The 25,998-nt window shown below is 64.3% G+C and carries 21 protein-coding genes and 1 pseudogene; 11 read left to right on the top strand and 11 right to left on the bottom strand.

Translation table 11 applies throughout. The annotated features are described in order from the left end of the window. The first annotated feature begins 236 nt into the window (after positions 1–236). Positions 237–1,532, top strand: coding sequence for an MFS transporter (locus QCE69_RS11145; RefSeq protein ID WP_309809363.1), 1,296 nt, complete (start codon positions 237–239; stop codon positions 1,530–1,532). A 6-nt stretch (positions 1,533–1,538) separates the two neighbouring features. Here the strand turns inward: QCE69_RS11145 and QCE69_RS11140 are convergent, their stop codons facing one another. Both QCE69_RS11140 and QCE69_RS11135 read right to left on the bottom strand, forming a co-directional pair. Continuing rightward, a complete protein-coding gene (locus tag QCE69_RS11140) occupies positions 1,539–2,102 on the bottom strand; it encodes a pyridoxamine 5'-phosphate oxidase family protein (protein WP_309917939.1) in 564 nt (187 codons plus the stop codon). A 21-nt stretch (positions 2,103–2,123) separates the two neighbouring features. Beyond that, the gene (locus QCE69_RS11135) at positions 2,124–3,974 is read right to left on the bottom strand and encodes a tetratricopeptide repeat protein (RefSeq protein WP_309930719.1); all 1,851 of its coding nucleotides are present in this window, start codon (positions 3,972–3,974) and stop codon (positions 2,124–2,126) included. 143 nt (positions 3,975–4,117) lie between these two features. Here QCE69_RS11135 and QCE69_RS11130 point away from each other — a divergent pair, with 143 nt between their 5' ends. The 3 genes from QCE69_RS11130 (at position 4,118) to QCE69_RS11120 (ending at position 7,295) form a co-directional block, all read left to right on the top strand. Next, positions 4,118–4,459 carry a metalloregulator ArsR/SmtB family transcription factor gene (locus tag QCE69_RS11130; RefSeq protein ID WP_309809358.1) on the top strand — a complete coding sequence of 114 codons (342 nt, stop codon included), beginning with the start codon at positions 4,118–4,120 and terminating at the stop codon, positions 4,457–4,459. 23 nt (positions 4,460–4,482) lie between these two features. Continuing rightward, entirely contained in the window at positions 4,483–5,487 is a 1,005-nt protein-coding gene (locus QCE69_RS11125) for a cation diffusion facilitator family transporter (protein WP_309930717.1), read from the top strand. An 80-nt stretch (positions 5,488–5,567) separates the two neighbouring features. Next, positions 5,568–7,295 carry an FAD-dependent monooxygenase gene (locus QCE69_RS11120; RefSeq protein ID WP_309930716.1) on the top strand — a complete coding sequence of 576 codons (1,728 nt, stop codon included), beginning with the start codon at positions 5,568–5,570 and terminating at the stop codon, positions 7,293–7,295. A 42-nt stretch (positions 7,296–7,337) separates the two neighbouring features. Here QCE69_RS11120 and QCE69_RS11115 read toward each other — a convergent pair whose 3' ends face one another. Genes QCE69_RS11115 through QCE69_RS11100 form a run of 4 tightly spaced genes read right to left on the bottom strand, consistent with a single transcriptional unit; the run spans position 7,338 to position 12,582 of the window. Then, a complete protein-coding gene (locus QCE69_RS11115; RefSeq protein WP_309930714.1) occupies positions 7,338–7,583 on the bottom strand; it encodes a formate dehydrogenase subunit delta in 246 nt (81 codons plus the stop codon). Positions 7,584–7,586: 3 nt separating this feature from the next. Next, positions 7,587–10,505, bottom strand: a complete 2,919-nt coding sequence (gene fdhF, locus QCE69_RS11110; protein ID WP_309930712.1) for a formate dehydrogenase subunit alpha — start codon at positions 10,503–10,505, stop codon at positions 7,587–7,589. A 35-nt stretch (positions 10,506–10,540) separates the two neighbouring features. After that, on the bottom strand, positions 10,541–12,097 hold the full coding sequence (locus tag QCE69_RS11105; RefSeq protein WP_309930711.1) for an NADH-ubiquinone oxidoreductase-F iron-sulfur binding region domain-containing protein: 1,557 nt from the start codon (positions 12,095–12,097) through the stop codon (positions 10,541–10,543). Continuing rightward, positions 12,094–12,582 (bottom strand): NAD(P)H-dependent oxidoreductase subunit E, encoded by a 489-nt coding sequence (locus QCE69_RS11100; RefSeq protein WP_309917915.1) that lies wholly within the window; start codon positions 12,580–12,582, stop codon positions 12,094–12,096. The genes QCE69_RS11105 and QCE69_RS11100 overlap by 4 nt, the downstream gene beginning before the upstream one ends. A 129-nt stretch (positions 12,583–12,711) precedes the next feature. Between QCE69_RS11100 and QCE69_RS11095 the strand changes: the two genes are divergently transcribed. The 3 genes from QCE69_RS11095 (at position 12,712) to QCE69_RS11085 (ending at position 15,620) form a co-directional block, all read left to right on the top strand. Beyond that, the gene (locus QCE69_RS11095) at positions 12,712–13,782 is read left to right on the top strand and encodes a substrate-binding domain-containing protein (RefSeq protein ID WP_309809344.1); all 1,071 of its coding nucleotides are present in this window, start codon (positions 12,712–12,714) and stop codon (positions 13,780–13,782) included. A 127-nt stretch (positions 13,783–13,909) separates the two neighbouring features. Next, a complete protein-coding gene (locus tag QCE69_RS11090; protein ID WP_309930710.1) occupies positions 13,910–14,179 on the top strand; it encodes a hypothetical protein in 270 nt (89 codons plus the stop codon). A gap of 364 nt (positions 14,180–14,543) precedes the next feature. After that, positions 14,544–15,620 carry a glycosyltransferase family 4 protein gene (locus QCE69_RS11085; RefSeq protein WP_309917912.1) on the top strand — a complete coding sequence of 359 codons (1,077 nt, stop codon included), beginning with the start codon at positions 14,544–14,546 and terminating at the stop codon, positions 15,618–15,620. 21 nt (positions 15,621–15,641) lie between these two features. Here QCE69_RS11085 and QCE69_RS11080 read toward each other — a convergent pair whose 3' ends face one another. The 4 genes and pseudogenes from QCE69_RS11080 to QCE69_RS11065 form a co-directional block, all read right to left on the bottom strand. Further along, positions 15,642–18,068, bottom strand: a complete 2,427-nt coding sequence (locus QCE69_RS11080; RefSeq protein WP_309930708.1) for a VCBS repeat-containing protein — start codon at positions 18,066–18,068, stop codon at positions 15,642–15,644. Between the two features lie 303 nt (positions 18,069–18,371). Beyond that, positions 18,372–18,848 (bottom strand): MipA/OmpV family protein, encoded by a 477-nt coding sequence (locus QCE69_RS11075; RefSeq protein ID WP_309930707.1) that lies wholly within the window; start codon positions 18,846–18,848, stop codon positions 18,372–18,374. A gap of 80 nt (positions 18,849–18,928) precedes the next feature. Next, a pseudogene (locus tag QCE69_RS11070) lies at positions 18,929–19,793 on the bottom strand (alpha/beta hydrolase). Between the two features lie 393 nt (positions 19,794–20,186). Then, positions 20,187–20,831: a hypothetical protein gene (locus tag QCE69_RS11065; protein WP_309930705.1), complete on the bottom strand. Its 645-nt coding sequence runs from the start codon at positions 20,829–20,831 to the stop codon at positions 20,187–20,189. Between the two features lie 493 nt (positions 20,832–21,324). Here QCE69_RS11065 and QCE69_RS11060 point away from each other — a divergent pair, with 493 nt between their 5' ends. The 4 genes from QCE69_RS11060 (at position 21,325) to QCE69_RS11045 (ending at position 24,981) form a co-directional block, all read left to right on the top strand. Further along, on the top strand, positions 21,325–21,945 hold the full coding sequence (locus tag QCE69_RS11060) for a hypothetical protein (RefSeq protein WP_309930703.1): 621 nt from the start codon (positions 21,325–21,327) through the stop codon (positions 21,943–21,945). A gap of 140 nt (positions 21,946–22,085) precedes the next feature. Beyond that, positions 22,086–22,298: an AlpA family phage regulatory protein gene (locus QCE69_RS11055; protein WP_309930701.1), complete on the top strand. Its 213-nt coding sequence runs from the start codon at positions 22,086–22,088 to the stop codon at positions 22,296–22,298. Between the two features lie 772 nt (positions 22,299–23,070). Further along, positions 23,071–24,183, top strand: a complete 1,113-nt coding sequence (locus QCE69_RS11050) for a hypothetical protein (RefSeq protein ID WP_309930698.1) — start codon at positions 23,071–23,073, stop codon at positions 24,181–24,183. 381 nt (positions 24,184–24,564) lie between these two features. Further along, complete coding sequence (locus QCE69_RS11045) at positions 24,565–24,981, top strand: hypothetical protein (protein ID WP_309930696.1); 417 nt, start codon at positions 24,565–24,567, stop codon at positions 24,979–24,981. Between the two features lie 128 nt (positions 24,982–25,109). Here QCE69_RS11045 and QCE69_RS11040 read toward each other — a convergent pair whose 3' ends face one another. Continuing rightward, on the bottom strand, positions 25,110–25,844 hold the full coding sequence (locus tag QCE69_RS11040; RefSeq protein WP_309930695.1) for a pentapeptide repeat-containing protein: 735 nt from the start codon (positions 25,842–25,844) through the stop codon (positions 25,110–25,112). Positions 25,845–25,998 lie beyond the last annotated feature (154 nt).

The raw sequence follows: 25,998 nt of genomic DNA, 5'->3' as shown, positions 1-25,998 counted from the left end.
TACGTTAGGCATATGTAAGCTATTTTTAATGTAATTTGAACGAAATTAGACGCTGTTCTATGCAGCCGTCAAGGCGCAAGCGTTAAGATTGAGGTCGCCGCAACCATAACAACGAAGCCTTATCCTCCCGGTCAGCACGGCGCGCCGCCATCCGTCCCTGTACGGATCCTGCGCAGGTCGCTGAACCGCGCACCGCGAGGCCCGTCGCGCTCATCTCACGATTGTCGAGAACGTTCATGTCCACAGCCCACGTCGCTCCAGCCAACGAATCAAAGTTCAAGTCGGTGTTTCGCGTCGTCAGCGGAAACTTCCTTGAGATGTATGACTTCATGGTCTACGGCTATTACGCCTCGGCCATCGCCAAGACCTATTTTCCGAGCGGCAACGAGTTTGCCTCACTGATGCTCGCGCTCTCCGTGTTCGGTGCGGGCTTCCTGATGCGTCCCGTGGGCGCCATCGTGCTCGGCGCGTACATCGATCATCATGGCCGCCGCAAAGGCCTGATCCTGACGCTCGGGCTGATGGCGGTCGGCACCGCCTGCGTCGCGCTGGTGCCGGGCTATGCCACCATCGGCGCGCTGGCGCCGATCATCGTGCTCGGCGGACGCCTGCTGCAAGGCTTCTCGGCCGGCGTGGAGCTGGGCGGGGTGTCGGTGTACCTGTCCGAGATCGCGACCAAGGGCAACAAGGGCTTCTATTGCTCCTGGCAGTCCGGCAGCCAGCAAGTGGCGGTGGTGTTCGCCGCGCTCATCGGCGTGATCATGAACCGGCTGCTGCCCGCCGACCAGATGACCGCATGGGGCTGGCGCGTGCCGTTCCTGATCGGCTGCCTGATCGTGCCGTTCCTGTTCATCATTCGCCGTTCGCTGCGTGAAACGGAAGAGTTCCTCGCGCGCAAGCATCGTCCGAGCATGGGCCAGATCGCCCGTTCGATCGCGCAGAACTGGGGCATCGTGCTGGCCGGCATGGGCATGGTCATCATGACCACCGTGTCGTTCTACATGATCACCGCCTACACGCCGACCTTCGGCAAGGAAGTGCTGAAGCTCTCGTCGATCGATGCGCTCGTCGTCACCGTGTGCGTCGGCATTTCGAACCTGGTGTGGCTGCCGGTGATGGGCGCCCTGTCGGATCGCGTGGGACGCCGGCCGGTGCTGCTGGTATTCACGATCCTCACCATTCTCACGTCGTATCCGGTGGTGCAGTGGCTGGTGGCGGATCCGTCCTTCATGCGCCTGCTGCTGTGCGAACTGTGGCTCTCGTTCCTGTACGGCAGCTACAACGGCGCGATGGTCGTCGCGCTCACCGAAGTCATGCCGGTCGAGGTGCGCACCACCGGCTTCTCGATGGCCTATAGCCTTGCGACGACCATCGGCGGCTTCACGCCGGCCATCTCCACGTATCTGATCCATGTCACCGGCAACAAGGCCGCGCCGGGCCTGTGGATGGGACTCGCCGCCGTGTGCGGGCTGATTGCGACATGCGTGCTGTATCGCTCGCCGGAAGCGCGCAACCAGTACAAGACGGCCTGAGCGCAGTCAGGGCGCGAGCCACTGGCCGCGCCAGCTTCCTGCATCGAAGTGGAAGCGCGCCCGGACGTGTCCTTCCGGCGCCAGATGAAGATAGTCGATGCCTGATACGGCGATCTCGATCAGGCAGAAATGCTCGAAGCCATCCGTCGTGGCGGGGTCCGGATGCGCTTCGGCAGGCGTGGACACCGGCGTGCCGGGCGCAACCGGCGCGCGATAGACAATCAGCGTGCGCGGCCGGCTGGCTTCCCATACGGGCCGGGTGTCGCGCGGATCCTCGACGATGCGTGCCGTGCCCGTCAGCCGCAGCTGCTTGCCGGCGTCCATATCGCAACCGATGAGCGCAATGCGCGCATCGCGTCGCAACTCGGCGACTTTTGTCGACCGCAAGTCGGTGTGAAACATGAGCGAACGCTGCGCGCGACACGTGCGCCGCAGCACCACGGTGCGCACGGCGGGCGTGCCGTCCAGCCCGTGCGTCGCGGCCTGGAGCATCGTGAAGGGCGAGCGCTGCGCGCCGGCGTTCGCGCCCGAGTCGAGCAGGGTCCAGATTTCGTCGAGAATCTCATCCATCCGTGATCTTCCGGTGCGTGGTCAGTCCCGCAGCGCCGTCGCAATGTTTTCGATCATCTCGCGCCAGGCGCCCGGCGCACGCTGGCGCACCAGCCGCGCGGCGGGATACCACGCACAGCGGTCGGCATCGATGCCCCAGCGCCAGTCGGCGGCATGCGCCAGCATCACCCACAGCGGTTTGCCGAGCGCGCCCGCGAGGTGGGCCACCGACGTATCCACAGACACCACCGCGTCCAGCCGGTCGACGATCGCGCCCGTGTCCGCGAAATTCTCCAGGCGGCCTTCGAAGTCGTAAATGGCCTTTGCATTCGGATGCGCGCGCAGCACGGCGCGCTCATGCGGGGTGAGGAACGGCTGCAACACGATCCAGTCGACATTCGCGAGCGCGAACAGCGGCGCGAGCGCTTCCACGGGCGCCGAGCGCGTTTCGCCCGGCTGCATCCGTCCGGACCACGCTATGCCGATCTTGCGCTTGTGCTGCCCGCCGAGCGAGCCGCGCCATTTGCGCCGGTAGTCCGCCGGCACGACGAGGTAGGGCGTGCGCGCGGGCACCGCGTCCAGCGACGCGACGCCGAGCGCATGCGGCAGGCTCAGCAGCGGACAGAAGGCGTCCGCGCGTGAGGGCGCGTCGTCGGCGCGGCTTCGCAACTCGACGCGCGCGGCCTTGGCCGCGGGCGCCAGCAGCGGCGCGAGCGCGGGCTGCACCTCCAGCACGAGCCTGCCGACCCGCTGCGCCGCGAACGGCACGAAGCGCACGAACTGCAACGTGTCGCCGAAACCCTGTTCGGCGCGAACCAGCAGCGTACGCCCCGGCATCGGTTCGCCGTGCCAGCGCGGCAGCGCCGGCGCGGGCTCGCTCCCGGCCGTCTCCAGACGCGCCTCGTAGGCCGGCAGGCCGCGCGCATAGTCGCCCGTCGCCAGCAGGGCGAGCGCGCGGTTCAGTTGCGCGGCAGGCATGCCGGCGTCGAGCCGCAACGCCTGATCGAAGGCGCGCAATGCCGCTTGATGCGCGCCGCGCGCCAGATGCGCATTGCCGAGCGACAGCCACGCGACGCCGTATTTCGGATCGAGCCCGACCGCGCGCTCGAAGTGCGGCACGGCTTCTTCATGACACCCGAGGCGGGCGAGCGCATGACCCAGCCCGAAATGTCCGGGCGCGAAGCGCGGCTGCAAGCCGACGGCGTGACGCAGGACGGGCAGCGCGTCGGCGGGATTGCCGTTCGCATCGAGCAGATTGCCAAGATTGAAGTGCGCGGCGACGTAGTTCGGTTCGACATCGAGCGCCGCGCGAAAGTGTTCGATGGCCCCGGGCGTATCGCCGAGCGCGTTCAGCGCCATGCCGAGATTGTTGTGCGCCCCCGCGTGGCGCGGGCGCAGGACGAGCGCGCGCCGGAACGCCTGCGCCGCGTCCTTGAAGCGCCGCAGCGCCGACAGCGCATTGCCGAAGTTGTTCCAGGCGGCGGCGTCGTCGGGACGCAGGCGCAGCGCTTTCTCGAAGGCATCGGCGGCGTCTTCATGACGGCCCGCCGCCGTGTAGGCATTGCCGAGGTTGTATTGCGCGAGCGGAAAACCGGGCGCGAGCGTCAGCGCATTGCGGAAGCGCTCGATGGCGTCGTCGAGCCGGCCGAGCGCCTTCAGCGCGTTGCCGAGGTTCAGCTGCAGGCCCGCGTCGGTCGGGCGCAGGTCCACGGCGCGGCGCACGAGCTCGGCCGCCTCCGCGTGCTGGCCTTGCTGATGGCGCAGCACGCCGAGGTAGTGGAGCGCGTCGACGTGATGGGGTTCGGCGGCGAGCGCGGCTTGATAGTCGCGCTCCGCGTCGGTCAGGCGGCCGTCACGATGGGCCGCGAAACCGCGGGCGAAAACGGTGTCCATGAAGGAAAAGAGACACAGGCCGGAAATACAAACCTCGTATTTTCCCACACCGGCGGCCCCGGTTTTCCAAAAGCACGGTTGACCATCGGCGATAACGGCGCTTAACATATGAATACCTGTTCATATGTTTGTTCGAGCTTGCCATGTCCGCACCGTTCGTTGCTCCCGGCGAAATCACCTCCGACGAACGGGTCGTGCCGCTGGCCGACCTGTTCCGCCTGCTGGGCGATCCCACGCGACTGCGCATCGTGCTGGCGTGCGTCGAGCAGAAACGGGCGGTGGGGGCCATCGCGCAGGGACTGGGACTGTCGGCGTCGCTGGTGAGCCACCATTTGCGGCTGTTGCGCGCGGCGCGCATCGTGCGGGCCGAACGCCAGGGCAAGCAGGTCTTCTACGTGGCCGCCGACCGCCACATCAGCGCGATGCTCGGCGAATTGCTGGAACACGTCGCCGAGCCGCAGCCGGAAGCCGCCGATCTCGATTGAATCAACCAACGAAGAGCATCGCGATGGATACGCATCGACACGACGAACACGATCACAGGCACGACCACGACCACGACCACAAGCACGAAGGCCACGGTCATTCACATGCCCATGGCCCGGGCGGTCATCATCATCACCACGCGCCGCAGGCGGGGCAGGGCCGCAGCTTCGCGCTGGCGGTCGGACTGAACGTGCTGATCGTCGTCGTGCAGGCGATCTACGGCTTCCTCGCTCACTCCACCGCACTGCTCGCCGACGCCGGCCACAATCTCTCCGATGTCCTCGGCCTGCTGCTCGCATGGGCCGCCGTCTGGCTCGGCACGCGCCAGCCGAGCGCGCGCTATACCTTCGGACTTGGCAGCTCGTCGATCCTCGCGTCGCTCGCCAACGCGGCGCTGCTGTTGTTCGCGTGCGGCGCGATCGTGCTGGAAGCCATCCAGCGGCTCATCCATCCGGCGCCCGTCGCGGGCCTCGACGTGTTCGTCGTCGCGACGCTCGGCATGGTCGTCAACGGCTTCTCGGCATGGCTCTTCATGCGCGGCAGCAAAAACGACCTCAACGTGCGCGGCGCCTTCATGCACATGGCCGCCGATGCCGCCATTTCCGCCGCCGTCGCGGTGAGCGGCCTCGTCATCCTGTTCACCGGCTGGAGCTGGCTCGACCCGCTGATGAGCCTGATCGTGGTCGCGGTGATCGTGTACGGCACCTGGGGCCTCGGACGCGACGCGATGCGGCTCGCCATGGCCGCCGTCCCGCCGGGCGTCGACGTGACGCGCATCCGGACTTATCTGGTGCAACTGCCGGGCGTGAGCGACGTGCACGATCTCCACGTGTGGGCGCTCTCCACGACCGAGAACGCGCTGACCGTGCATCTCGTGATGCCGCAAGGCCATCCCGGCGATGCGTTCGTGCAGGGCGTCGTCAGCACCTTGCGCCGCGACTATTCGATGCATCATGCGACCGTGCAGGTCGAGTTCGGCATGGCCTGCCATGCATGCATTCTCGAGGAGCGCGGGCACGAGCATTGATCCTGCGCGTGCCGCAACCCGCAGCGGCCGCGCAGGAGGCGGGCGTACACTAGACGCCGTGACGTTTCACGGAGGACCGCATGTACGCGCCAAAGCTGAATCCGAACGACAAGCTGGACGTGGCGCCCGTCCTGATCGCGGGCGCCGGTCCGACGGGCCTCGCCGCCGCCATGAGTCTTTCGCGCGCGCATATCCCGGTGAGACTCGTTGACAAGGCGCGGCAGCCGCTGCCGTATTCGCGCGCCATCGGCATCCAGGCCCGCACGCTCGAACTCTTCGAGCAGCATCGCACCGTTGCGCCGTTCCTCGAACTCGGTCATCGCGCACGGGTCGCCAATCTCTATTCGAACGGGCAGCGCCTCGCGCGCCTCGACTTCGATCCGTTGCAGACCCGCTATCCGTATCTGCTGTTTCTCGACCAGACCGAGACCGAGCGTCTCCTCACCGAGCATCTGAAGGGCTTTCATGTCGAGATCGAGCGCGGCGTGGAACTGATCGATTTCTCGCAGGGCTCCGCGGGGGTGCAGGCCACGCTGCGGCATCCCAACGGGCGCGACGAACTGCTGCGCCCGTCCTACCTGATCGCGGCCGACGGCGCGCACAGCTTCGTGCGGCATCGGCTGGGCATCGGCTTCGACGGCAAGACCTTCGACCAGACTTACCTGCTGGCGGATCTCCAGGTGGACGTCGACTGGCCCGACGACGAGTTCCATATCTTCGCCTCGGGTGAAGGACTCGCCGCGCTCTTTCCGCTGGGCGGCGAGCGCGCACGCCTGATCGCCGACCTGCCCGCGCCCGTCGCCGATGCCATCAAGGCCGACAGCACGAAGACCGGTCCGACGCTCGATGAATGCCGCGCGCTCGTCGCGCGCCGCGTGCATCACAAGATGACGCTCTCGAACCTGACGTGGTCGTCGTACTTTCATTTGAACAGCCGCATGGTCGACCGTCTGCGCGTGGAGCGCGTGTTTCTTGCCGGCGATGCCGCGCATGTCCACAGCCCGGCCGGCGCGCAAGGCATGAACACCGGCATCCAGGAAGCGCTCAATCTCGGCTGGAAGATCGCGCGGATGCTCGCGGGCGGCGCGCCCGAGCGGCTGCTGGACAGCTATCACGCGGAGCGGCATCCGATCGAGCGCGACGTGCTGCGGCAATCGAACCTGCTCACGCAGATGGCCGGCGCGGAGCACGGTCCGATGAAGCTGATGCGCGATCACGTGATGCCCGCGCTTGCCGCGATCGGCCCGTTGCGCGACGCGATGCGGCGCACGGTGAGCGAGCTGTCCATCAACTATCGCAAGAGTCCGCTGACGCTGGAGCGTCTGCTCGATGGCGGTCCGCGCGCGGGCGAGCGTGCGCCCGATGCGCGCGTGCATGTGATCGACGGTCCGCTCGGGCGTCTGCCGGGCGTCGGCTGTCTGTTCGACCTGCACGATCCGGGCTGCTTCTCGCTGTTCCTGCTCGTGAATCCGAGCGGCGAGGACGATATCGCGCTGGCGCCCGCCACGATCACCGTCGCGCACGCGATGCGCGACCCGGACCTCGACGGCCTGGCGAAGGCCATCGACGCGATCCTGCCGAACGCCGTGCGCGTGTGGCGCATCACCGACACGAGCGGCGAGGGCGCGCAGTCGCTCACCGACCAGTACGGGCGCACGCGTCCGGCGTTCTATCTGGTGCGTCCGGACGGTTATATCGCCGCGCGCGGCCGCGCGCCGTCCGATGTGCCCGCGCTGCTGCGTCACTGCGAAACCTGGTTTGGCGCGCAGGACACGAGCGTCGAGCGGCCTGCGCCGCACGAGGATTAAAAAACCCCTGCGGTGCAGGGCTTGGTGCTCAGGCGTATCGGATCAGGCCGGCGCGGTCTTCGGTTGCAGGTCCTGCTTGTGCAGTGTCAAGGCCTCGCGCAGGATCGGCTCCATCGTGGCGCTGGCTTCCGGATTGTCCAGCGCGGCGAGAATCGCGAGCCGCATGCGCGGCTCCCAGAAGCGGCGGATGTGATCCGCCACGCCATCGACGGCTTCGGCGCGGTCCGGCATCGAATCGAAGAATTCGCCGATGCGGTTCGCCATCTCGATCAGGTTGTCGACGTCCATGCGTTATTTTCCTGATGTGGTGGCGAGGTTCAGCAGTTCGAGCTGCTGCGTGTTGAAGCGCGAATAGTCCTTCTGCCATTGCGACGGCTGCTCGACCGGCAGCACCTGCACCGCCGTCACCTTGTACTCCGGACAGTTGGTGGCCCAGTCGGAGGAGTCCGTCGTGATGACGTTCGCGCCCGATTCCGGGAAGTGGAAGGTCGTGTACACGACGCCCGGCTGCATGCGCTCCGAGATCTTCGCGCGCAACACGGTCTGCCCGGCGCGCGACTCGATGCCCACCCAGTCGTCTTCCCGGATGCCGCGATCTTCCGCATCCACCGGATGGATCTCGAGACGGTCCTCGTCGTGCCATTGCGAGTTCTCGGTGCGCCGCGTCTGCGCGCCGACGTTGTACTGCGACAGGATGCGCCCCGTGGTCAGCAGCAGCGGATACTTGCGCGTGACCTTCTCCGGCGTCGCGACGAACTTCGTGATGACGAAGCGGCCCTTGCCGCGCACGAACTCGTCGATGTGCATGGTCGGCGTGCCGTCCGGCGCGCGTTCGTTGCACGGCCACTGGATGCTGCCCAGTTCGTCGAGGCGTTCGTAGGACACGCCGTGGAAGGTCGGCGTGAGACGCGCAATCTCGTCCATGATCTCGGACGGATTCGTGTAGTTCATCTCGTAGCCGAGCGCGCGCGACAGCTTGATGGTCACTTCCCAGTCCGAGAAGCCGGCGAGCGGCGGCATCACCTTGCGCACGCGCGAAATGCGGCGTTCCGCGTTGGTGAAGGTGCCGTCCTTTTCCAGGAAGGTCGAGCCCGGCAGCAGCACGTGCGCGTACTTGGCGGTCTCGTTGAGGAAGATGTCCTGCACGACGATGCATTCCATCGACGAGAGCGCGTCCGCCACATGCTGCGTGTTCGGATCCGACTGCACGATGTCCTCGCCCTGGCAGTACAGCCCCATGAAGGTGCCGTGCATCGCGGCGTCGAACATGTTGGGAATGCGCAGGCCGGGTTCGTCCTGCAGTTTCACGTTCCAGGCTTCCTCGAACAGCGCGCGCGTGGCGGCATCGCCGATATGGCGATAGCCCGGCAGCTCGTGCGGGAACGAACCCATGTCGCACGAGCCCTGCACGTTGTTCTGGCCGCGCAGCGGATTCACGCCGACGCCTTCCCGGCCGATGTTGCCCGTCGCCATCGCGAGGTTGGCGATGCCCATGACGGTCGTCGAGCCTTGCGCGTGCTCGGTGACGCCAAGGCCGTAATAGATCGCGCCGTTGCCGCCGAGCGCGTAGATGCGCGCGGCTTCGCGGACTTGCTGTGCCGGCACGCCGGTGGTCGCTTCCATCGCCTCGGGCGAATTCTCCTCGCGCGCCACGAAGTCACGCCATTGACCGAAGGCGCGCGGCTCGCAGCGTTCGGCGATGAAATCGTCCTTCAGCAGGCCTTCGGTGACGATCACGTGAGCCAGCGAGTTGACCATCGCGACGTTCGTGCCGGGACGCAACTGCAGGTGGTACTGCGCCTTCACGTGCGGCGTATCGACGATATCGATGCGGCGCGGATCGATCACGATCAGCTTCGCGCCTTCACGCACGCGGCGCTTCAGACGCGAGCCGAAGACCGGATGGCCGTCGGTCGGATTCGCGCCCATCACGATGATCACATCCGACTGCTCGACCGACGCAAAGGTCTGCGTGCCGGCGGATTCGCCGAGCGTGGACTTGAGACCGTAGCCGGTCGGCGAGTGGCAGACGCGCGCGCAGGTGTCCACGTTGTTGTTGCCGAACGCGGCGCGCACGAGCTTCTGGACGAGATAGGTTTCTTCGTTCGTGCAGCGCGACGAAGTAATCCCGCCGATGCTGTCGCGCCCGTACTTGTCCTGGATGCGGCGGAATTCGCTCGCCGCGTAGTTGAGCGCTTCTTCCCACGAGACTTCGCGCCACGGATCGGTGATCTTCGCGCGGATCATCGGCTTCTTGATGCGGTCCTTGTGCGTCGCGTAGCCCCACGCGAAGCGGCCCTTCACGCAGGCGTGGCCTTCGTTCGCCTGGCCGTTCTTGTTCGGCGTCATGCGCACGACGGTGTTGCCCTTCATCTCCGCCTTCAGCGAGCAGCCGACGCCGCAATACGCGCACGTCGTGATCGCCGAGTGTTCCGCCTGGCCCAGCATGATGACGCTCTTTTCCTGCAGCGTCGCGGTCGGGCAGGCGGCCACGCAGGCGCCGCACGACACGCATTCGGACTCCATGAACGGCACGTTCTCGCTTGCCGCGACGCGCGACTCGAAGCCGCGTCCGGCGATGGTCAGCGCAAAGGTGCCTTGCGTCTCTTCGCAGGCCCGCACGCAGCGGTTGCAGACGATGCACTTCGACGGGTCATAGGTGAAGTACGGGTTCGACTCGTCCTTCTTGTCCTTCAGGTGATTCGCGCCTTCATAGCCGTAGCGCACTTCGCGCAGTCCGACCACGCCCGCCATGTCCTGCAGTTCGCAGTCGCCGTTGGCGGGGCAGGTGAGGCAGTCGAGCGGGTGATCGGAGATATAGAGTTCCATCACGTTGCGACGCAGCGATTGCAGCTTGTCGCTTTGCGTGCGGACCTTCATGCCGGCTTCAACAGGCGTCGTGCACGACGCCGGATAACCGCGCTTGCCTTCGATCTCGACCAGGCACAGGCGGCATGAACCCCACGGTTCGAGCGAATCGGTGGCGCACAGCTTCGGCACGTTGACGCCGGCTTCGATCGCCGCGCGCATCACGGACGTGCCCGCGGGCACCGTCACGCTTTCGCCGTCGATCTCCAGCGTTACATCGACATCGGCATGGCGCAGCGGCGTGCCGTAGTCGGTTTCGTCGAACGGGTCGCGGCGCTGCACCGATGCCGCGCTCTTGCACGCGCAATTGCCGGAACCGCAGCCGTTGATGGTATTGGACATTGTCTTTGTCTCCTTCTGTTCGCTCAGTCGCGTGCTCAGGCCGCTTTCTGCGCGGGCGTACGGGGCAGACCGAAATCTTCCGGGAAGTGATCGAGTGCGGACATCACCGGGAACGGCGTCATGCCGCCCATCGCGCAGAGCGAACCGGACACCATCGTGTCGCACAGTTCGCGCAGCAGGGTGATCTGCTTCACGGAGGTATCGCCTTCACGGATCTTCGCGATGACTTCCTCGCCGCGCGTCGAGCCGATGCGGCACGGCGTGCACTTGCCGCACGATTCGAGCGCGCAGAAGTGCATCGCGTATTGCGCGAGTTCGGCGAGGTTCGAGGTGTCGTCGTGAATCACGAGACCGCCGTGACCCACCACCGCGCCGACCTTCGCGTATTCCTCATAGTCGAGCGGGATGTTCCACTGGCTTTCCGGCAGATAGGTGCCGAGCGGGCCGCCTACTTGCACCGCACGCGCCGGACGGCCGCTCGCGGTGCCGCCGCCGTATTCGAAGATCAGCTCGCGCAGCGTCACGCCGAACGCCAGTTCGACGAGTCCGCCTTGCTTCACGTTTCCGGCGATCTGGAACGGCAGCGTGCCGCGCGAGCGGCCCATGCCGAAGTCGCGATAGAACGCCGCGCCCTTCGCGAAGATGATCGGCACGGTGGCGAGCGTAATGACGTTGTTGATGACGGTCGGCTTGCCGTAGAGGCCGACCAGCGCCGGCACCGGCGGCTTCGCGCGGACGATGCCGCGCTTGCCTTCGAGCGATTCGAGCAGCGCCGTTTCCTCGCCGCACACATAGGCGCCGGCGCCTTTCGCGACCACCAGCTCGAACGCATGCGACGAACCCAGCACGCTCGCGCCGAGCCAGCCGGCGTCGCGGGCACGGTCGATCGCGCGATTGAGCGTCGCGATCGAATGCGGATACTCGCTGCGCACGTAGATGTAGCCCTTCGTTGCGCCGACCGTTACGCCCGCGATGATCATGCCTTCGATCAGCATGTACGGATCGCTTTCCATCACGAGACGGTCGGAGAACGTGCCCGAGTCGCCTTCGTCCGCGTTGCAGACGATGTACTTCTGGTCCGCGAGCGCCGCGCGCACCGTCTTCCACTTGATGCCCGCGGGGAACGCGGCGCCGCCGCGTCCGCGCAGACCGGAATCGATGAGCGACTCGACCACGGCGTCGCCGTTCATGTCGAGCACGTTGCGCAGGCCCTGCAGTCCGCCGAGCGCGACGTAATCGTCGATCGACAGCGGATCCGTGATGCCGATGCGCGCAAAGGTCAGGCGCTGCTGGTTCTTGAGATACGGAATCTCGTCGACGACGCCGACGCGCTTTGCATGCGCGCCGCCTTTGTGGAAACCGGCATCGAACAGCGCGGCGATGTCTTCGGCCTCGACGTTCGCATAGCCGATGCGGCCTTCGGCCGTTTCCACTTCGACCAGCGGTTCGAGATAGAAGAGGCCGCGCGAACCGTTGCGCACGATCTGCACGTCGAGGCCGCGTTGCTGCGCCTCGCTCGCGACGGCTTCGGCGACGGCTTGCGCGCCCAGTGCGAGCGCGGCGGAATCGATCGGAACATAGATGCGCGTCATGCCGTCACCTCTGACACTTTGGCCTGTGCGGCGGCAAGGAGACGGTCGAACTTCGCGGGGGTCACGCGCGCGTGCAGTTCGCCGTTGATCATCAGCGCAGGCGACAGCGCGCACTGGCCGAGGCAGAACACCGATTCGAGCTCGGTGTCTTCCGCGTGACCGCTGTCGAAGCGGCAGCCGGTATGGCCTTCGATGTGTTCCTTAAGCGTCTCCGTTCCCATGCTGCGGCAGGCTTCTGCTCGGCACAGCTGCACGGTGACGCGCGCGGGCGGCGCGGAACGGAAATGGTGGTAGTAGGTGATGACGCCGTGCACTTCGGCGCGCGACAGCGACAGGGCGCGTGCAAGCGGCGCGATAGCCGTCTCCGGCACATGGCCGACTTCGTCCTGGATGGCATGCAGGATGGTCATCAAGGTAGCGCCTTGCACGGCGTGACGACGCACCAGCTCTTCGGATGCAGCGGCGTTCGGCTGCGTAGATGTCATTGGGGGCTCCTCCAACGCTCGGCATATGTTTTGTGGTACATATTTGAGTCAATATAATTTAAGGTGCCGAGCCTGTAAAAGAACAATAGGCGTCGTGATATATCCTGGCAATAGGAGGGGAGAGTACATATGGTTGATGTCGAATGCCGCGCCGAGCTGGTCCTGCGGGACGCCGATGGCCGGGAAACCAGTCTCAGCGCGGTTGTGCCGCTGCTGCAGCTCGTCGCACAAACAGGCAGCATCGCGAATGCCGCGAACGCTAAGGGTTTGTCCTATCGGCATGCATGGGGTTTATTGCGTGATATCGAAGCGCGCCTTGGCGGCGCGCTCATCACCAAGTCACGCGGGCGCGGCTCGGTGCTCTCCGAACTGGGCGAGTCCGTGCTGCGTGCGCAGCGGGTCTGCGGCGACCGGCTCGCCGCGCCTTTGGAAGCCGTGGCGACCGAGGTGGCGGGCGAATTGAACCGCCGTCTCGCGGGCGATGTCATGCAGGTGCGGATCCATGCGTCGCACGGCTATGCGGTTGCGACACTCGTGCGTGCGCTCGGCGAGCAGCGCGTGCCGGTCGACATCAAGTATCGGGAAAGTGCGGAGGCGGTGAGTGCGCTGGCGCGCGGCGAGTGCGAACTGGCGGGCTTCCATCTGCCGATCGGCGAGTTTCGCTCTACCTGTGCCGACATCTATCGTCCGTGGCTCGATCAGCGCAAGCATCAGCTGATCCGTCTCACGCGCCGCACGCAGGGCCTGTTTCTGCCGAAGGGCAATCCGAAGCGGATCATGGGCCTGCGCGATCTGGCGCGCCACGACGTGCGCTTCGTGAACCGGCAGCCTGGGTCGGGCACGCGCATGCTGCTGGATCTGTCGCTGCGGCGCGTGGGCGTGGATCCGGACCAGATCAACGGTTACGCAACCACTGAACTCACGCATTCGGCGATTGCCGCGTTCGTCGCGAGCGGCATGGCCGATCTCGGCTTCGGGGTGCAGCCCGCGGCGCAGCATTTCGCGCTCGACTTCATTCCGATCATCGACGAGGACTATTTCTTCGCCTGCGAACGCGCGCGGCTCGACGAGGCGCGTCTGGCCTCGGTCCTGCGGACCTTGCGCAGCCCCGGCTTCACCGATAGCGTCGCGCACCTCGAGGGCTATGATCCGGCGCGCTGCGGCACGGTGGTCGATGTCGATGAAGGACTGCGCGGGTAATACACCGCAACGCGCGGTAAGCGAGTGGACCGGCTGCGGAACTGCCATGGGCGACGAATTGGGTTAACCTAACGCCTTGCTGTCAGACTTTCCGTTCAAGGCGCGGTTTCGCCGCGCGACTATCGCCATGAAACTCTCGTTGCTCGCTTGTTCCGCCGCCGCGCTCGTCGCCGGCGCCGCTTATCTGGTTCCTATTGCCTTTGCCCAGAACTCGCCCGGCCTGCCCGGCGGCATCCTGCAAGACCAGTTCCGTCTCAACGAACATCCGCAGATGCAGTTCGCTGCCTCCGCGCCGTCCGACAAGTATCAGAACGGCAAGTCCGCCATGCGCCGCCGCGGCGACGCCGGTGATCCGGACGGCTGTAACCTGAAGTGCCCGAAAGACGGCTCGAACTGATCGTCAAGAACTGTGTTTCCGCGGTGCGTATTCTCGCGCCGCGTTTTCCCCTCCCGCCGCACCCTCCGCGCGAACGCGTTCGATTGACGCGGCGCCGCACGGTTCCGCCCACTTTTCTGTCGCGACCGAAAAACACTACCTGATGGCGTGCGTTTGATATGACGTCAGGAGTACGTTAACCGTGCGCGGCGCTCCGAGTTTTTCTGGCGGGCGCCTTGATTCTCATAACGATAAAAACAGGAAGTGCGCCGACTGGCCGGTGACGCGATTCATCGCGCGCGCGGCCGGCGGCAACGAGGACACCCCTACGTTGGCAGGATGGATCGGGCTCCGGGCGCTTCGGAATAGCCGAGGGACAGCATACATGCGAATTCTCCAGGTCATACTGGCGCCTCGCCTTTCGGGGGCGGAGGTGATCGCGAAGGGCGTGGCGATCGGTCATCAGCAGGGAGGGCACAGCGTCTGCATTGCGTCGCTGATGCCCGAGCACGACGATTTCGCCCACATCAGCGCGGAACTCCAGGCCCATGACGTGATCCGCCTGTTTCCGAAAAAGCCGCTTGGGCGGCTCGGACGTCTGCTGTTCCTGCAGCGGGCGATCCGCACCTTCAAGCCCGACATCATCTTTGCGCACGCGACGATTCCCGCGCTCTACGTCCGCGCCTTGCCGACGCGCGTGCCGATCGTATGGGTCATGCATTCCGGTGTGAACGATTTCGCGAACGGCGTGTTGCTGCGAGCGGAACGCCTGCTCTCGGGGCGCGCGAAGGCGGTGATCGGGGTGTCGCAGAAGAACATCGACGAGTACGTGCAGGAAATCGGCTCGCATCCGTCGATGATCGTCGTGCCGAACGGCGTCGATGTCTCGCACTTCACGGACGAGACGCTGCCCGCCGCGCCCGTCGCCTACAGACAGATCGTGCAGGTGGGCCGCTACATTCCCGAGAAGAACCAGTTGCAGACGGTCGAGGCGTTCGCGCACGTGGCCCGCGTGGATCCCGATGCGCGCTTGCGGCTGTGCGGCGTGATCGAGAATGTCGCGTATCACGCGGCGGTGGTCCAGCGCGTCGCGCAGCTCGGGCTCACGGAGCGCGTGGCGATCGACGGGCCGCAGATGCAGGTCGCGCAGATCCTGCGTGCGTCGTCGGTGTTCGCAATGCCGTCGAGCTTCGAGTCGCAGGGCATCAGCTTCCTGGAGGCGCTTGCATCGGGCATACCGGTGGTGGCGAGCGCGATCGCCGCCTTTGCCTTCGCGAGCAACTTTGCCGGCGTGCAGTTGCTCGATACCGCCGACATCGACGCCTATGCCCGCGCGCTCCTCGACGCGCTCACGCAGCCGCGCGCCGAACGTCCGCTCAACGGTCTCACCTTGCAGAGCACGGCGGACCGTTATCTGGCGATCGCGCGCGATGTGCTGAATCTGCGGGTCGGTCTGGGCTAGGTTCGAGGGTGGAGGCCGGTTTCATCGGCCCCAGTAGCCGAGCGTCTTGAGCCACAGCGACTCGGAGAACAGCCCCGGCAGATCGCCCCAGAGCTGCACAGGACCGAGATTGAAGCCGGTGTCGAAGTCGCGGCCCGCCACGCTCGGCGGCCCACCCGTGTAGTAGAACTCGCCCAGACGCGCATTGGCGCGCCCGAAGAGCACCAGCGTCGCGTGATTGTCGTGATCGTTGCGGCGGATCAGCGCGGGCATCGAATCGGCGTAGGAGGTGTCGGCGAGCGTCGCGGTTTCGTGGACCGCGCCGAACACCTTGCCGCCCTTCATCGTGAAGACGCGCGTGCCGGTTGCATCGCCGCGCGGTTCGAGGACGACGAGATCGTCGATGCCGTCGCCGTCGATATCGCCCGCCACCACTTTCACGAATGCCGCCCGGAACTGCGGCCAGACGTTCGTGCGATAGGCCGGCGTGAAGCCGGTTGCGCTGCTCGTGAACTGCGAGAGCGTGAGCGCGCCGTTCACGTCCTCGAACGCGATCAGTCCCGCACGGCGCGCGTCAGCCGCGCCCGCGACGCGCGCGGGCATGAAGCGCGCGCTCGCGTCGAGTTCGGGCGCCTCCAGCCAGCGCGCTGGCGCGTTGCCGCCCGACGGACCCGCCGTCAGCACGTCGAGATCAAGTCCCGCGTCCTGGCGCTTGCGGGCGATCAGCACGTCGGCGCGGCCATCGCCCGTGAAGTCGCCTGCGATGTATTGCTGCGCGTCGGCAGGCGTCCACTCGGAACTTGTCTGATACCAGAGACGCGGCGCCGCGAAATGCGACCCCGTGCTCTTCAGCAGCCAGAACGCGGTGCCGCCGTTGCGCGGCGTGATGACCATCAGGTCGGCGCGGCCGTCGCCGTCGAAATCGGCGAGCAGAAAGCGGGCGCTGTCGAAGCAGAGAGCGTCGCCGGTGCAGGTGGGCGTGAGCGTCGCGTGCGGATCGAAGGGCACGGCGTTCAGGTACCACGGCGACGCCTGGTCCATGCGCGACATCTCCGCCACCCACACGTTGAAACCCGGCCCGTCCTTGCGACGCTGCACGTAGACGACGCTGTCGCGGCCCGCGCCTTTCACGTCGCCATAGAGGGCGCCTTCCTGGCGCGTGTCGGTCCAGACCGTCTGCGGCGACGGCGACCAGCGGTATTGCGCGGTCAGCATCGAGCAGCGGCCGGCGTCCAGCAGGCCGTCCTTCTCGCCGAGGCAGTGATCGAGCGGCGTGTAGACGAAGCCGAAGTCCCACGGCGTCCAGCGCTGCGCCGGGCTCGACGGGCTGCAGGCTTGTTCGACGAATCCGGCGTCGCGCTCCGCGATGCAGCCGCGCGTGGCGGCGTTGACGAGCAGGGCGTCGTTCTTTTCGCCTGGCATGACCGGCAACTGCTGCCAGAACCAGTTCTGCGACGGCGCGCCCGAGCATGCCGCAAGCCGTGGCGCGCGGCCCGTGCCGGACGATTCGATGCAGCGGCTCGAATATTCGTTGACGAGCTGGAAAGGGCGCAACTGGAAATCCGGGCCCGGATCGTTCGAGCGGGCCGTCGTGCGATACCGCCGCGCCACCCAGTTGCCGTCCCACATGTATTCGCCGAAGACGTGGCCTGCATCGTTGCCATCGATCGCAAAATAGCTGCCGACGACATCGCGCTTCGCCTGGGTCTCGTCGGCGCTCAGGTTCTTGGGCAGTCCGCCAGTTGGGTACGTGATGTGATAGCTGATCGGCACGCTGCGCTTCAGGCTCTGCGCGACCGCGCGGGTGATGCGGGCGGCGTAGATATGGTCCGGGTGCTCCATGAACGCGACCGTATCCGGATTGAGCGTGTAGATGTCCGTGGCGGGCATCAGGATCTCGCGCAGCGTGGCGCTCAGCGAGGCGCGGTCGTAATGGGTCGCGCCGCTGCCGTCGGCGTTCATCGGATGAGTGGTGAGGGTCTGGCCGCGATCCCAGAGCAGGCCGAGCGGCACCTTGCCGCCGCGCACGTGTCCGCCGGGCAGGCGCAGTTCGAGCAACTTCACCTTCGGCTGGGGTTTGAGCACGATCTGATGGACCGGCTTGCCCGCGAACATGACGGTTGATTCGTCCCATTCGTCGGCGACGCCGGCCATGCGGGCATAGGCGAGCTTGGTGCCGGTCTCGCGCAGCACGACGTAGTCGAACTTCGCGTCGTTCGAGCCGCCGATCAGATGGACGACGGTGACGCACCAGCCCGCCTTCAGCTTGTCGCTGATGCCGGGGTTGACGAACAGCAGGTCGTCGTCGAGATGCGCGACGACGGTGACGAGCGTGCCGGCGCTGCAATCGGCGGAGGGCGGGGCGGCGCTTGCCGTGAGCGGCGCCAGCGCGAGGATCGACAGCAGCGCGGCCCGCGCGACAGATGCCCATACGGCCACGCTGCGACTCAACGATATGCCTTTGCCCATGCTGTCCCCGTCAGCGACGCCGGCGCGCCTGTTGGTTCACAGGATAAAGCAGGAGAATGCGCCTGTGCGGGTCAGGCGGTCGGTGGCCGAGCGAACACGGGTGCGGAGTGGTCATGCGGCGTGGTGTCGCAAATGGCCTGAGACGGGGTATTCGGACCGCTCTGATTCGAAGGCAAGGTTTGCGCGCCTATTCTTTTGTCCGTAGACGGGACTGTGGAGGTCCTTGCTACGTCTCTCTGGATCTTCACCCCGCTTCGTGCGGGGTTTTTTTTGATGGGGTGCGGGAGTGCTTCGGCGAAGCGTTCAGAAGCGGTAGAGCAGAGAGGCCGTGCCGTTGAGGTCGAGGCGGCGCTCGGTGACCGGACTGCCTGCCGCGTCGTGCTCGAGGCGGACTGCGACGGCCGCGATGTTCGCCGACCAGTGCCGGCTGAGCGTGCCGGTCGCGCTGACGTTGAAATGAACGTCGCGCAGGCCGGCGCCCGTGTCGTAGCGCGGCACGCCGGATGCCGCGCTTTCCTGCGGCGTGATGCCGAAGAAGGTTCGCGTGTATTCGCCGATGGCCCACGTGAGGCCTGGACTCATCGAAAACAGCCACTTGCCGACGGGCGCCGACACCAGCAGATCGCCCGTTGCCGTCAGGCCCTGGCAGGTACCCGCAATGTCCTGATACACCGCCGCCGCGGCGGTGAACGCCCACACCGTGTAGTCGCTGAACAGACGCAGCTTCGGGCCATAGTGAATATTGGGAGACTGTCCAGTCGGCTGGCGGCTCGGGTTCATCGGCGTGCGCGATGCTCGTCGTGCAACAGGCGGTGAACGCGGCAAGCGCCGCAGCACACTTGCAGCCGTTGCGGCGAAGGTCACGGCTTGATCGCCACGGCGCTCAACTGTCGTAGACGTCGCGCCAGCGCTCGCGAGACGACCGGGGACGGGGTCGTGCAGGACGCAGACGACGCGGCGCTCTCGCGCAGAAACAGCGTGCATTCGCGCGCGACGACTTCGCGCTCGTTGTCGGATGCGATCATGTGGTAAGAGTCGTCGAGCCAGATGGTGCGAAGGAAGGGCGCCTTGATGCTGGCCGCGACGAGACGCGCGTTGTGAGGGCCGGAGGTTTCGTCGTCGATGGCGTGAATGATCAGGCAGTCAGCGCCGATGCAGTCCAGTTTCTGGCGTACCGCCCTGGCAAGCCGGTTGGCCTCGTGGATCGCAGGCATCGTAATGAATGCGGGCCCCACTTCGCTGATGTCACCCTTCTGCATCGCGCGGGCGATCTTTTCGCGCATCGCCTCATTGCGCAGGCCATAGGGCGCGCTCGCGGTAACGGGCGCGCAAGCGCCAAGGCGTGTGCTACAGGGCATTCACCAGGAAGCGATACCACGGCATGGCCCAGCCGTCGTAGTTGAAGGTGATCGACAGCACAAGCAACGCGCGCACGTTCGGACGCTGCTGCGCGACGGCGGCCGCCAGCGTCGCGCCCATCGACAGGCCGCACACCAAGACGTGCTCGTGTTGTGCCGCGAGTGCATCGAATTCGGCGAGCGCCGCGTCGATCCACTGCTCCATCGGCGCGTGGCCCGTGCCGGCGCTGTAGCCGGCGAGTGTCGGCACGTGAGTCGTGAGGCCTTCTTTCGCGAGCGCGCGGGAAAGATAGCGCAGTTCCGCCGGGGTGCTCGACAGGCCATGCAGCAGGAATGCGCCGGTCGGTGTATCGAAGCGTTCGCACACGCATTCGCCTGCCTGCCAGTCGGATCCGCTCACGAATCGCATGCGGTAGTGACCCGGCGCCATGCGATCGCTTACGCGGGCGAGATCTTCTTGGTGCGCTTGCAAACGCTTCGCGCCGAATGTCATGCCGGAAGATAACGGTGGATCGTCAAGGTCGCCGGCCGCTGTTGCAACGGCGCTGCGCGGGCGCGAGCGGGTCGCGGGATCGAGCGCCTTGATGAGAATCAGCGAACGGTTGAAATGCCAGAGGTGATGCATTGGGAATCCGAATCGATTCGCGATTCGTAATCGCGGAGCGTGACGCTGTGTGCTTCGAGTGGCCTTGGCCCGCTTGATGACCACCGAAGCTTTTGGTTAGGGGAACCTGAGGCCGCACCCTCTCTTTCCGCCCGTTCAAAACAACGCAATCTGCGTTGCAGAACCTCGGTCCGCCCCATCGCCGACCAGATCGACGGACGCGGCCGAGCCGTTTCTGAGAAGCGCCGCAAGGTCAGATTGCTGCAGTTCGACGGACCGTTGCCTGACCCAGCGCGTGTCGGAGCCGTCAGCGCGACGATAGAGCGTGACGCCGAGTACTTCATGGCTGATCAACGTGTCGTCTCCGATGCCTACGATCTTCTCGACGGTTTCATGCGTCACTTGCAAGTACCACCTGCCGCACCGGCTCTCGAACGAATCGCCGGCTCTAAACGTGTAGGCCGGCGACGGAGTCTCCGTCTCGAGCATGACCTTCCTCGAGATTTTCATGATCTCGTGGAGGGCTCGTTTCATCTCGGCGCTTTCGCGTCCTCGGCGACGCAAGTCCGAGAGCGACAATCCGAACCGTTCCTGAGCGTTCTTCTCGCGCAATGCCGAGGTGATATACGCGTCGATCCGTTCGACGAACCGGATGTCCAGTGCGCACTTGAATGCCTCATGGACCCAGAAGAACCAGCCGTGCGCGAACCCTTTCACCTGTCCGCGCGTGTCGGAGAAGGACACGGTTTCGAGCGGAACGCGCCGCGCCGCGCGTGGCTTCACAGGCGGTTCCCCGCTCATCATGCTTCTCCCTTTCGTTCCCCTGGATTGTTCGAGACGAGATCGTGCATCGCGATGTCCAGCGCTGCATGCCATGCATGAGCCCAAACACGCGGTGTCTATCAGACGAGAGTCTCGAAAAAAACCGCACCGGGCGCTACTGGAGAAATCTGAAACAGAGGAGGTCAGCGCGCACATCGCGTCGACTGAAGTGAAGGCGAAAAAAAACCCGCGTAAGGCGATGACCTTATGCGGGTTTTCCGAAGGATTTTTGGTGGGGCGGCGGCACTCACATTAAAGACATACTGCTCTGTTTTACAAAGGACATTGCTTCTATGGTATTCCGGGATACCACCGAAAATACCACCGAAAAAGCGTCTTAGCGCTACGGGCATGGAGGCTACATCCCAGTTGTTCCCGCCAATTGCCACGCATTCCCGCAGCGGTAGAATTCGAATCCCTTGGATTCTCCAACCTTTTCCGAATGTCGGTTCCGAAATTTCTAGAGAAGCGCTTGGCCAGATACGTCCTCGTCCGCGACGTAGTAGCCCGGATAGTCGCCGAGTCGAATTGCACGGAAGCCGAGGCTGCGCTTGCCCTATCGGCGCTTCTGTCAGATACGAGCAATCGGGCTCTCAACTGCTTCGACATCCAGGAAGTCCGGGCTGGCCTCCCCACTGTGGCCTTCAATGCCTCGAAGCTGACCTTTATGCTGCTGCAACTGCAAGAGCCCGATCCAGAATATGATCCGCGCTTGAGCTTGGACGAGATCTGGGACGTTTGGGGCGGCGGTGAGAGCGGGAAGAAAGATCTGCTGCGCGAGCACTGCGGCGTGCAGTTTCACTACTCCTTCGCGTGCTTTCTGTGTGATGAGATCGAACCGATGCTGCGTAACGCGGGTTTGTTAGCGAAATCGGTTGCTTCTCAAGTAAAGCTGCTCGTGACAGCTCCAAAGCCGCGAGGCAAGCTAACGGACGAGCAGGTTCAAGAGATCATTAGACTTTCCAAGAAAGGCGAAAAGCCTCGTGCCCTAGCCGCAAACTTTGGCGTTACCCGTCAGGCAATCGAGAAAATACTAGCCAAGGCCGATGCACTGCAACCTGCTTGGCCGCCGGGGCTGGCAACAAAATATTAGTTGCGTCATGGTTGCAGCAACCGCTCACTACGCCTTGCTCCGTCAGGTCGGTCGGTTGCAATTTGGTTGCATGCGCCTCCTGGCTATAGCCTGTGCTCCTTTGCTCCCGGATTGTCCAGGAGCGCCCCAGTGGAGCCCATATGTCCGCAGCCATCAATCCGTTGGCGATCTTGCGTCGCAAACAAGTTGAAGCCGAAACCGGCTTGAGTCGTTCGGAGATTTACCGCCGCATATCGCGCGGAACCTTCCCGCGTCAGATTCACCTCGGCCCGAAGTCAGTCGGGTGGTACCGCAGGGACGTACAAGATTTCCTCTCTCAGCCTGCCGCCTACCGTACTTCGGAAGCCGCGTGACTTGCGCTGGCCGCACGCTATGGCAACATGAGCCGCGCTGTGCCGTCTCTGGCGTGGTGACGGGGCAACGCCGTGCTCGTCCTAGGGCGGAGAGCTTGCGCGATGGTGATTTCCTTGACAGCAAGAACGAACGGCGGGAGGTATTTGTAGCGCGCGGTGACGCGGCCCATTGCGGTGCGCGTTTCTGCCGTTGAACACATCAATGATTCATAATTCTATGCGGCTATCATGCCGTCCTAGAATGAGAAGACGCGCGACGATGTAAAAAAATCATGCTTCGCAATTTCGATTGAAAACTTGGTTAAAACGGTTCAGAGCGTCGTTTGGCAAAGCTTGAAAGAGTTTCGAGCGAACGGCGCAGAGTTAGCATCCGGTTCGTAAGCCGGTTTCGGAGTCGCAAAAAGAAAAAGCCCGCGTTGTGCGGGCCCCTCAACTCAAACGTGGCCGTAATTCATGGGACGACGTGTTAGCCGCACTCGACCCAACCGCTAACACCCATTCTAACCTTTGCGTTTCATGGGTGCAAAGCGAATCTTTGCGGGTTTTTGCCACGTCCTTCTTGTAAGGACTACATAATGTATAACGTTGATTTATCAACGGATTTCGAATCGGCCGCTGCGGCGTTGGAAATCAGTTCCGTGCGCGGTGGCACTGCGATCACATCCAAGCACGAACGCATCGCTGCCTTCGACGTCCTGCTCCGCTTGTTACTGCCTAGGCCGGGAGGCCGGCCGGCAGTGTTCGCTTCGCGCTGCGGCGGGGAGTGGAGCTGATGGCTCGTATTCGCACCGTCAAGCCTGAATTCTGGACGTCTGCTCAGGTGATGGATTTGTCCCGTGATGCGCGCTTGGCGTTCATTGGGCTGTGGAACTTCTGTGATGACGCTGGCATTCATCCGGCCAGCCCGAAGCGCCTGAAGGCCGAGGTATTTCCTGCGGATGACCTGAGTGCCGACAGCGTCGCCGAGCTGATCCGCGAGATGATCTCAAGCGGCTTGGTCGCTGAGTATTCTGTCGACGGCGAGGCCTTCTGGATCGTCACAGGCTGGCATCACCAGAAAATCGACCAACCGACCTACAAATTTCCGCGCCCTGACGGGATGATTCCCGCAGGCGCCCCGAAACGCCGTAGCCGTATTGTTCCGCTCGATTCTTCAGTGAACGGCCCGCGAACTTCCGTCGAACACTCGTCGAACGTTCGCGGAGTGTTCACCCCGGGAAAGGAAGGGAAGGGAGAGGAGAAAACCAAAATTCCCAACACACACTCAGCCGACTCAAATGCGGCTGGGGGAAGTATTTCCGTAATACGTGAGTTTGGTCAGCGTGACGTCTCGGCGAATTCGACGGCGATAGACGGCGCATCACCTGAGGCGCTCACCCGCGCACTGCGCGATCGCGGTGTGCAATGCACGCCCGCGCATCCGGATCTCGCTGCTCTCGTTGAACAGGGGGTTACGAAGGAAGTCGTTATCGCCGGCGCCGAGCAAGCGCGCCTCAACAAGCCGGATGGACCGATCCCGCTGCGCTACGTTATTCGGATCCTAGAGGGCTGGGCTCGACAGAATGCGCCGAACGTCGCTGGTGCTGCCGTCCCGCAGAGAGCCCCCGGCCAGTGGTGGCTATCTGGCGAGACGGCGCTTGCGAAGGCGCACGAAGTTGGCGTCGGTCATGCGCTCGCGGGTGAGTCTGAGAAGGCCTGGCACGCCCGCATTCGCGCTGCGATCGAATACGGTGGGACGCCATCGGCTCCGGCGGCGGTGACGCCTACGCCGACCGTGCTGCCTGCCGTAGAAGGGCCGAAGGCGGAAATGTCCCACGAGCAACTGACCGTGCATCGCGCCGCGCTGAAGGCGGCTCTGAAGAAGCCGGCGGCCGCCGTGCATTAGCTCGCGTCGCACGGCCGAAAATTGCAGTTATCTCGCAATTCGACAAGAATTTCTTGCATTCGCGGTGGCACTTTGAGAGGCTAGATGCGGCCCGTCTCCTTCGGGCGAAGATCGTCCGCCGGTGTGCCAAAAGGCCATCGGCTTTTTTTGCTAGTGCTTTGCTTTTCTTTTGAGAAAGTAAGGAATCCACGATAGACTCCGACCGCGCTGAGCAACAGCGTGCTGGTTTGGCGACCAACACCAGATTAAGTTACACTCTTCTCCTTTTTGGGCGGCGCTGTTGGGGAGACCTTCGAGTCTGCCGGTCCTGGCCGGTTCGCCAACCTCAACATGTCGCCGCCCGCCCGTTTGGCGACGGGCCGTCAACCAGGACACCAGAACATGAATAACACCGCCGTATTAACGCTCTCGAAAAGGGGCAACGTTCAGCCCACCGCTGCCACCAAAGCTCCTTCACCTTCACTTTCATTCCAAGCTTCTGCCATCCTCGATCACTTGTCACTGCTCGGCGATGACATCGAGGTCCTTGCAGGCGACGCGAGAGTTTCTGGACTCGGCGGCGTCTTGGCACTCGTTGCACATGACGCAGCTCAGGCCGCTCGTACGTATGCGGCCGACGATAATTGGCTCGGTCACGAGGATGCCCGCATATGTGCTAAAACAGGCCTAAGTGCCTGCGCAGGCCTATTGCGCTCGATCATGGTGTTGGGGGATGCGAAGACTTCCGAGCTTGTCTGGGCACCTTTCGAAGAGGCTGAACAAATGTGGGTTGAGCTCGAGGTCGCCGGACTCCACTAAGTCCCGTGATGCTGGGACGCCGGAAGCCCGCCGTTTTGCGGGCTTTTTCTTGAGGCTCTCCGCATATTCCCGGGAGGGCACGAAGACGGGTTGCGATCAGCGACCGGACTGGCCGGCGAAACGATCGGTCACAAACAGTCGTCGCGACCGTCTTCGCCGGACGTAGGCTCAATCACCGCTTTCGTCTGCCGTTCGCCGACTCGTTTTTTCCATTGCTTACCCCATAAATTCGTACACCATTGCCCCTGAGGTGCCGACGGCACGGTCAGACCCGGAGGCAGATCGGGAGGATACCCGGGCTCATAGCAGGCCGATCGAAATGCATCAATGTCTAACTCTGGAGGCGGCATTGCGCTTGCAATGTCAGTCGCGGGAAACCACCATACTTTGAGTGTAGAGATGTCCGCACCGTCAAACCGGGCTCCCCGATAAGAACCTCCCCTCATCAAGACGCATGAGAAATCTGCATCCTCGAAGTTGGCGCCCGACAGGTCGACGTCTGTCAATTCGGAGCGCCTGAACGATGCCAAAGGCGCAATCAGTCCGTGAAGGTGCGCGCCGCGGATCGTCGCATCGTTGGCGTCCAACGCGGTGAGGACTACCCGGTGCTCCGCGAGTTTCTCCAGCGCAAACCCTTGGCCTTGATCAAAATTCGCTCGCGGCTTGCCCTGCAAGTACGCCTGCAGCAGTGTCCAAGCTGCGATATTCGCCTGCTCGCGGCGATCGTGGATGAGAATCAACAGTGTAACAACGGTCGCGACCGACGCAAGCAACGTGGTGACGTCTACGAACCAGCGAAAACTGGTGAATGCGGTGAGTCGAAGACGAAGCCAACTAAAGAATGGGCGGATGAGAAGACGCATGTCTGCACCTCCGAAGAACGGACGGGCTGCTCGTAAGGGTACCGCGCTTTGCAGCGCCATCCGCGAATTTCATCGCTGTTCATTGCACTCCCCGGCGGACTTTGTGCAGATGCCCCCTGGGAGACCGCGAAGAACTCTTTTCCACAACATCATT

Origin of the sequence: Caballeronia sp. LZ032, from assembly GCF_031451315.1 — a bacterium.
Classification (GTDB): domain Bacteria; phylum Pseudomonadota; class Gammaproteobacteria; order Burkholderiales; family Burkholderiaceae; genus Caballeronia.
Note: the sequence above shows the minus strand (reverse complement) of the source record. Positions and strands in the feature narration are given on the sequence as shown.

Bases quoted from the DNA above. Each gene is read 5' to 3' on its own strand.
- QCE69_RS11145 (WP_309809363.1), top strand. From the start codon at position 237: ATGTCCACAGCCCACGTCGCTCCAGCCAACGAATCAAAGTTCAAGTCG.
- QCE69_RS11115 (WP_309930714.1), bottom strand. From the start codon at position 7,583: ATGGACGTCGACAACCTGATCGAGATGGCGAACCGCATCGGCGAATTC.
- QCE69_RS11125 (WP_309930717.1), top strand. From the start codon at position 4,483: ATGGATACGCATCGACACGACGAACACGATCACAGGCACGACCACGAC.
- QCE69_RS11050 (WP_309930698.1), top strand. From the start codon at position 23,071: ATGGCTCGTATTCGCACCGTCAAGCCTGAATTCTGGACGTCTGCTCAG.
- QCE69_RS11045 (WP_309930696.1), top strand. From the start codon at position 24,565: ATGAATAACACCGCCGTATTAACGCTCTCGAAAAGGGGCAACGTTCAG.
- QCE69_RS11140 (WP_309917939.1), bottom strand. From the start codon at position 2,102: ATGGATGAGATTCTCGACGAAATCTGGACCCTGCTCGACTCGGGCGCG.
- QCE69_RS11055 (WP_309930701.1), top strand. From the start codon at position 22,086: ATGTCCGCAGCCATCAATCCGTTGGCGATCTTGCGTCGCAAACAAGTT.
- QCE69_RS11105 (WP_309930711.1), bottom strand. From the start codon at position 12,097: ATGACGCGCATCTATGTTCCGATCGATTCCGCCGCGCTCGCACTGGGC.
- QCE69_RS11130 (WP_309809358.1), top strand. From the start codon at position 4,118: ATGTCCGCACCGTTCGTTGCTCCCGGCGAAATCACCTCCGACGAACGG.
- QCE69_RS11090 (WP_309930710.1), top strand. From the start codon at position 13,910: ATGAAACTCTCGTTGCTCGCTTGTTCCGCCGCCGCGCTCGTCGCCGGC.
- QCE69_RS11080 (WP_309930708.1), bottom strand. From the start codon at position 18,068: ATGGGCAAAGGCATATCGTTGAGTCGCAGCGTGGCCGTATGGGCATCT.
- QCE69_RS11065 (WP_309930705.1), bottom strand. From the start codon at position 20,831: ATGAGCGGGGAACCGCCTGTGAAGCCACGCGCGGCGCGGCGCGTTCCG.
- fdhF (WP_309930712.1), bottom strand. From the start codon at position 10,505: ATGTCCAATACCATCAACGGCTGCGGTTCCGGCAATTGCGCGTGCAAG.
- QCE69_RS11100 (WP_309917915.1), bottom strand. From the start codon at position 12,582: ATGACATCTACGCAGCCGAACGCCGCTGCATCCGAAGAGCTGGTGCGT.
- QCE69_RS11075 (WP_309930707.1), bottom strand. From the start codon at position 18,848: ATGAACCCGAGCCGCCAGCCGACTGGACAGTCTCCCAATATTCACTAT.
- QCE69_RS11095 (WP_309809344.1), top strand. From the start codon at position 12,712: ATGGTTGATGTCGAATGCCGCGCCGAGCTGGTCCTGCGGGACGCCGAT.
- QCE69_RS11085 (WP_309917912.1), top strand. From the start codon at position 14,544: ATGCGAATTCTCCAGGTCATACTGGCGCCTCGCCTTTCGGGGGCGGAG.
- QCE69_RS11040 (WP_309930695.1), bottom strand. From the start codon at position 25,844: ATGCGTCTTCTCATCCGCCCATTCTTTAGTTGGCTTCGTCTTCGACTC.
- QCE69_RS11135 (WP_309930719.1), bottom strand. From the start codon at position 3,974: ATGGACACCGTTTTCGCCCGCGGTTTCGCGGCCCATCGTGACGGCCGC.
- QCE69_RS11120 (WP_309930716.1), top strand. From the start codon at position 5,568: ATGTACGCGCCAAAGCTGAATCCGAACGACAAGCTGGACGTGGCGCCC.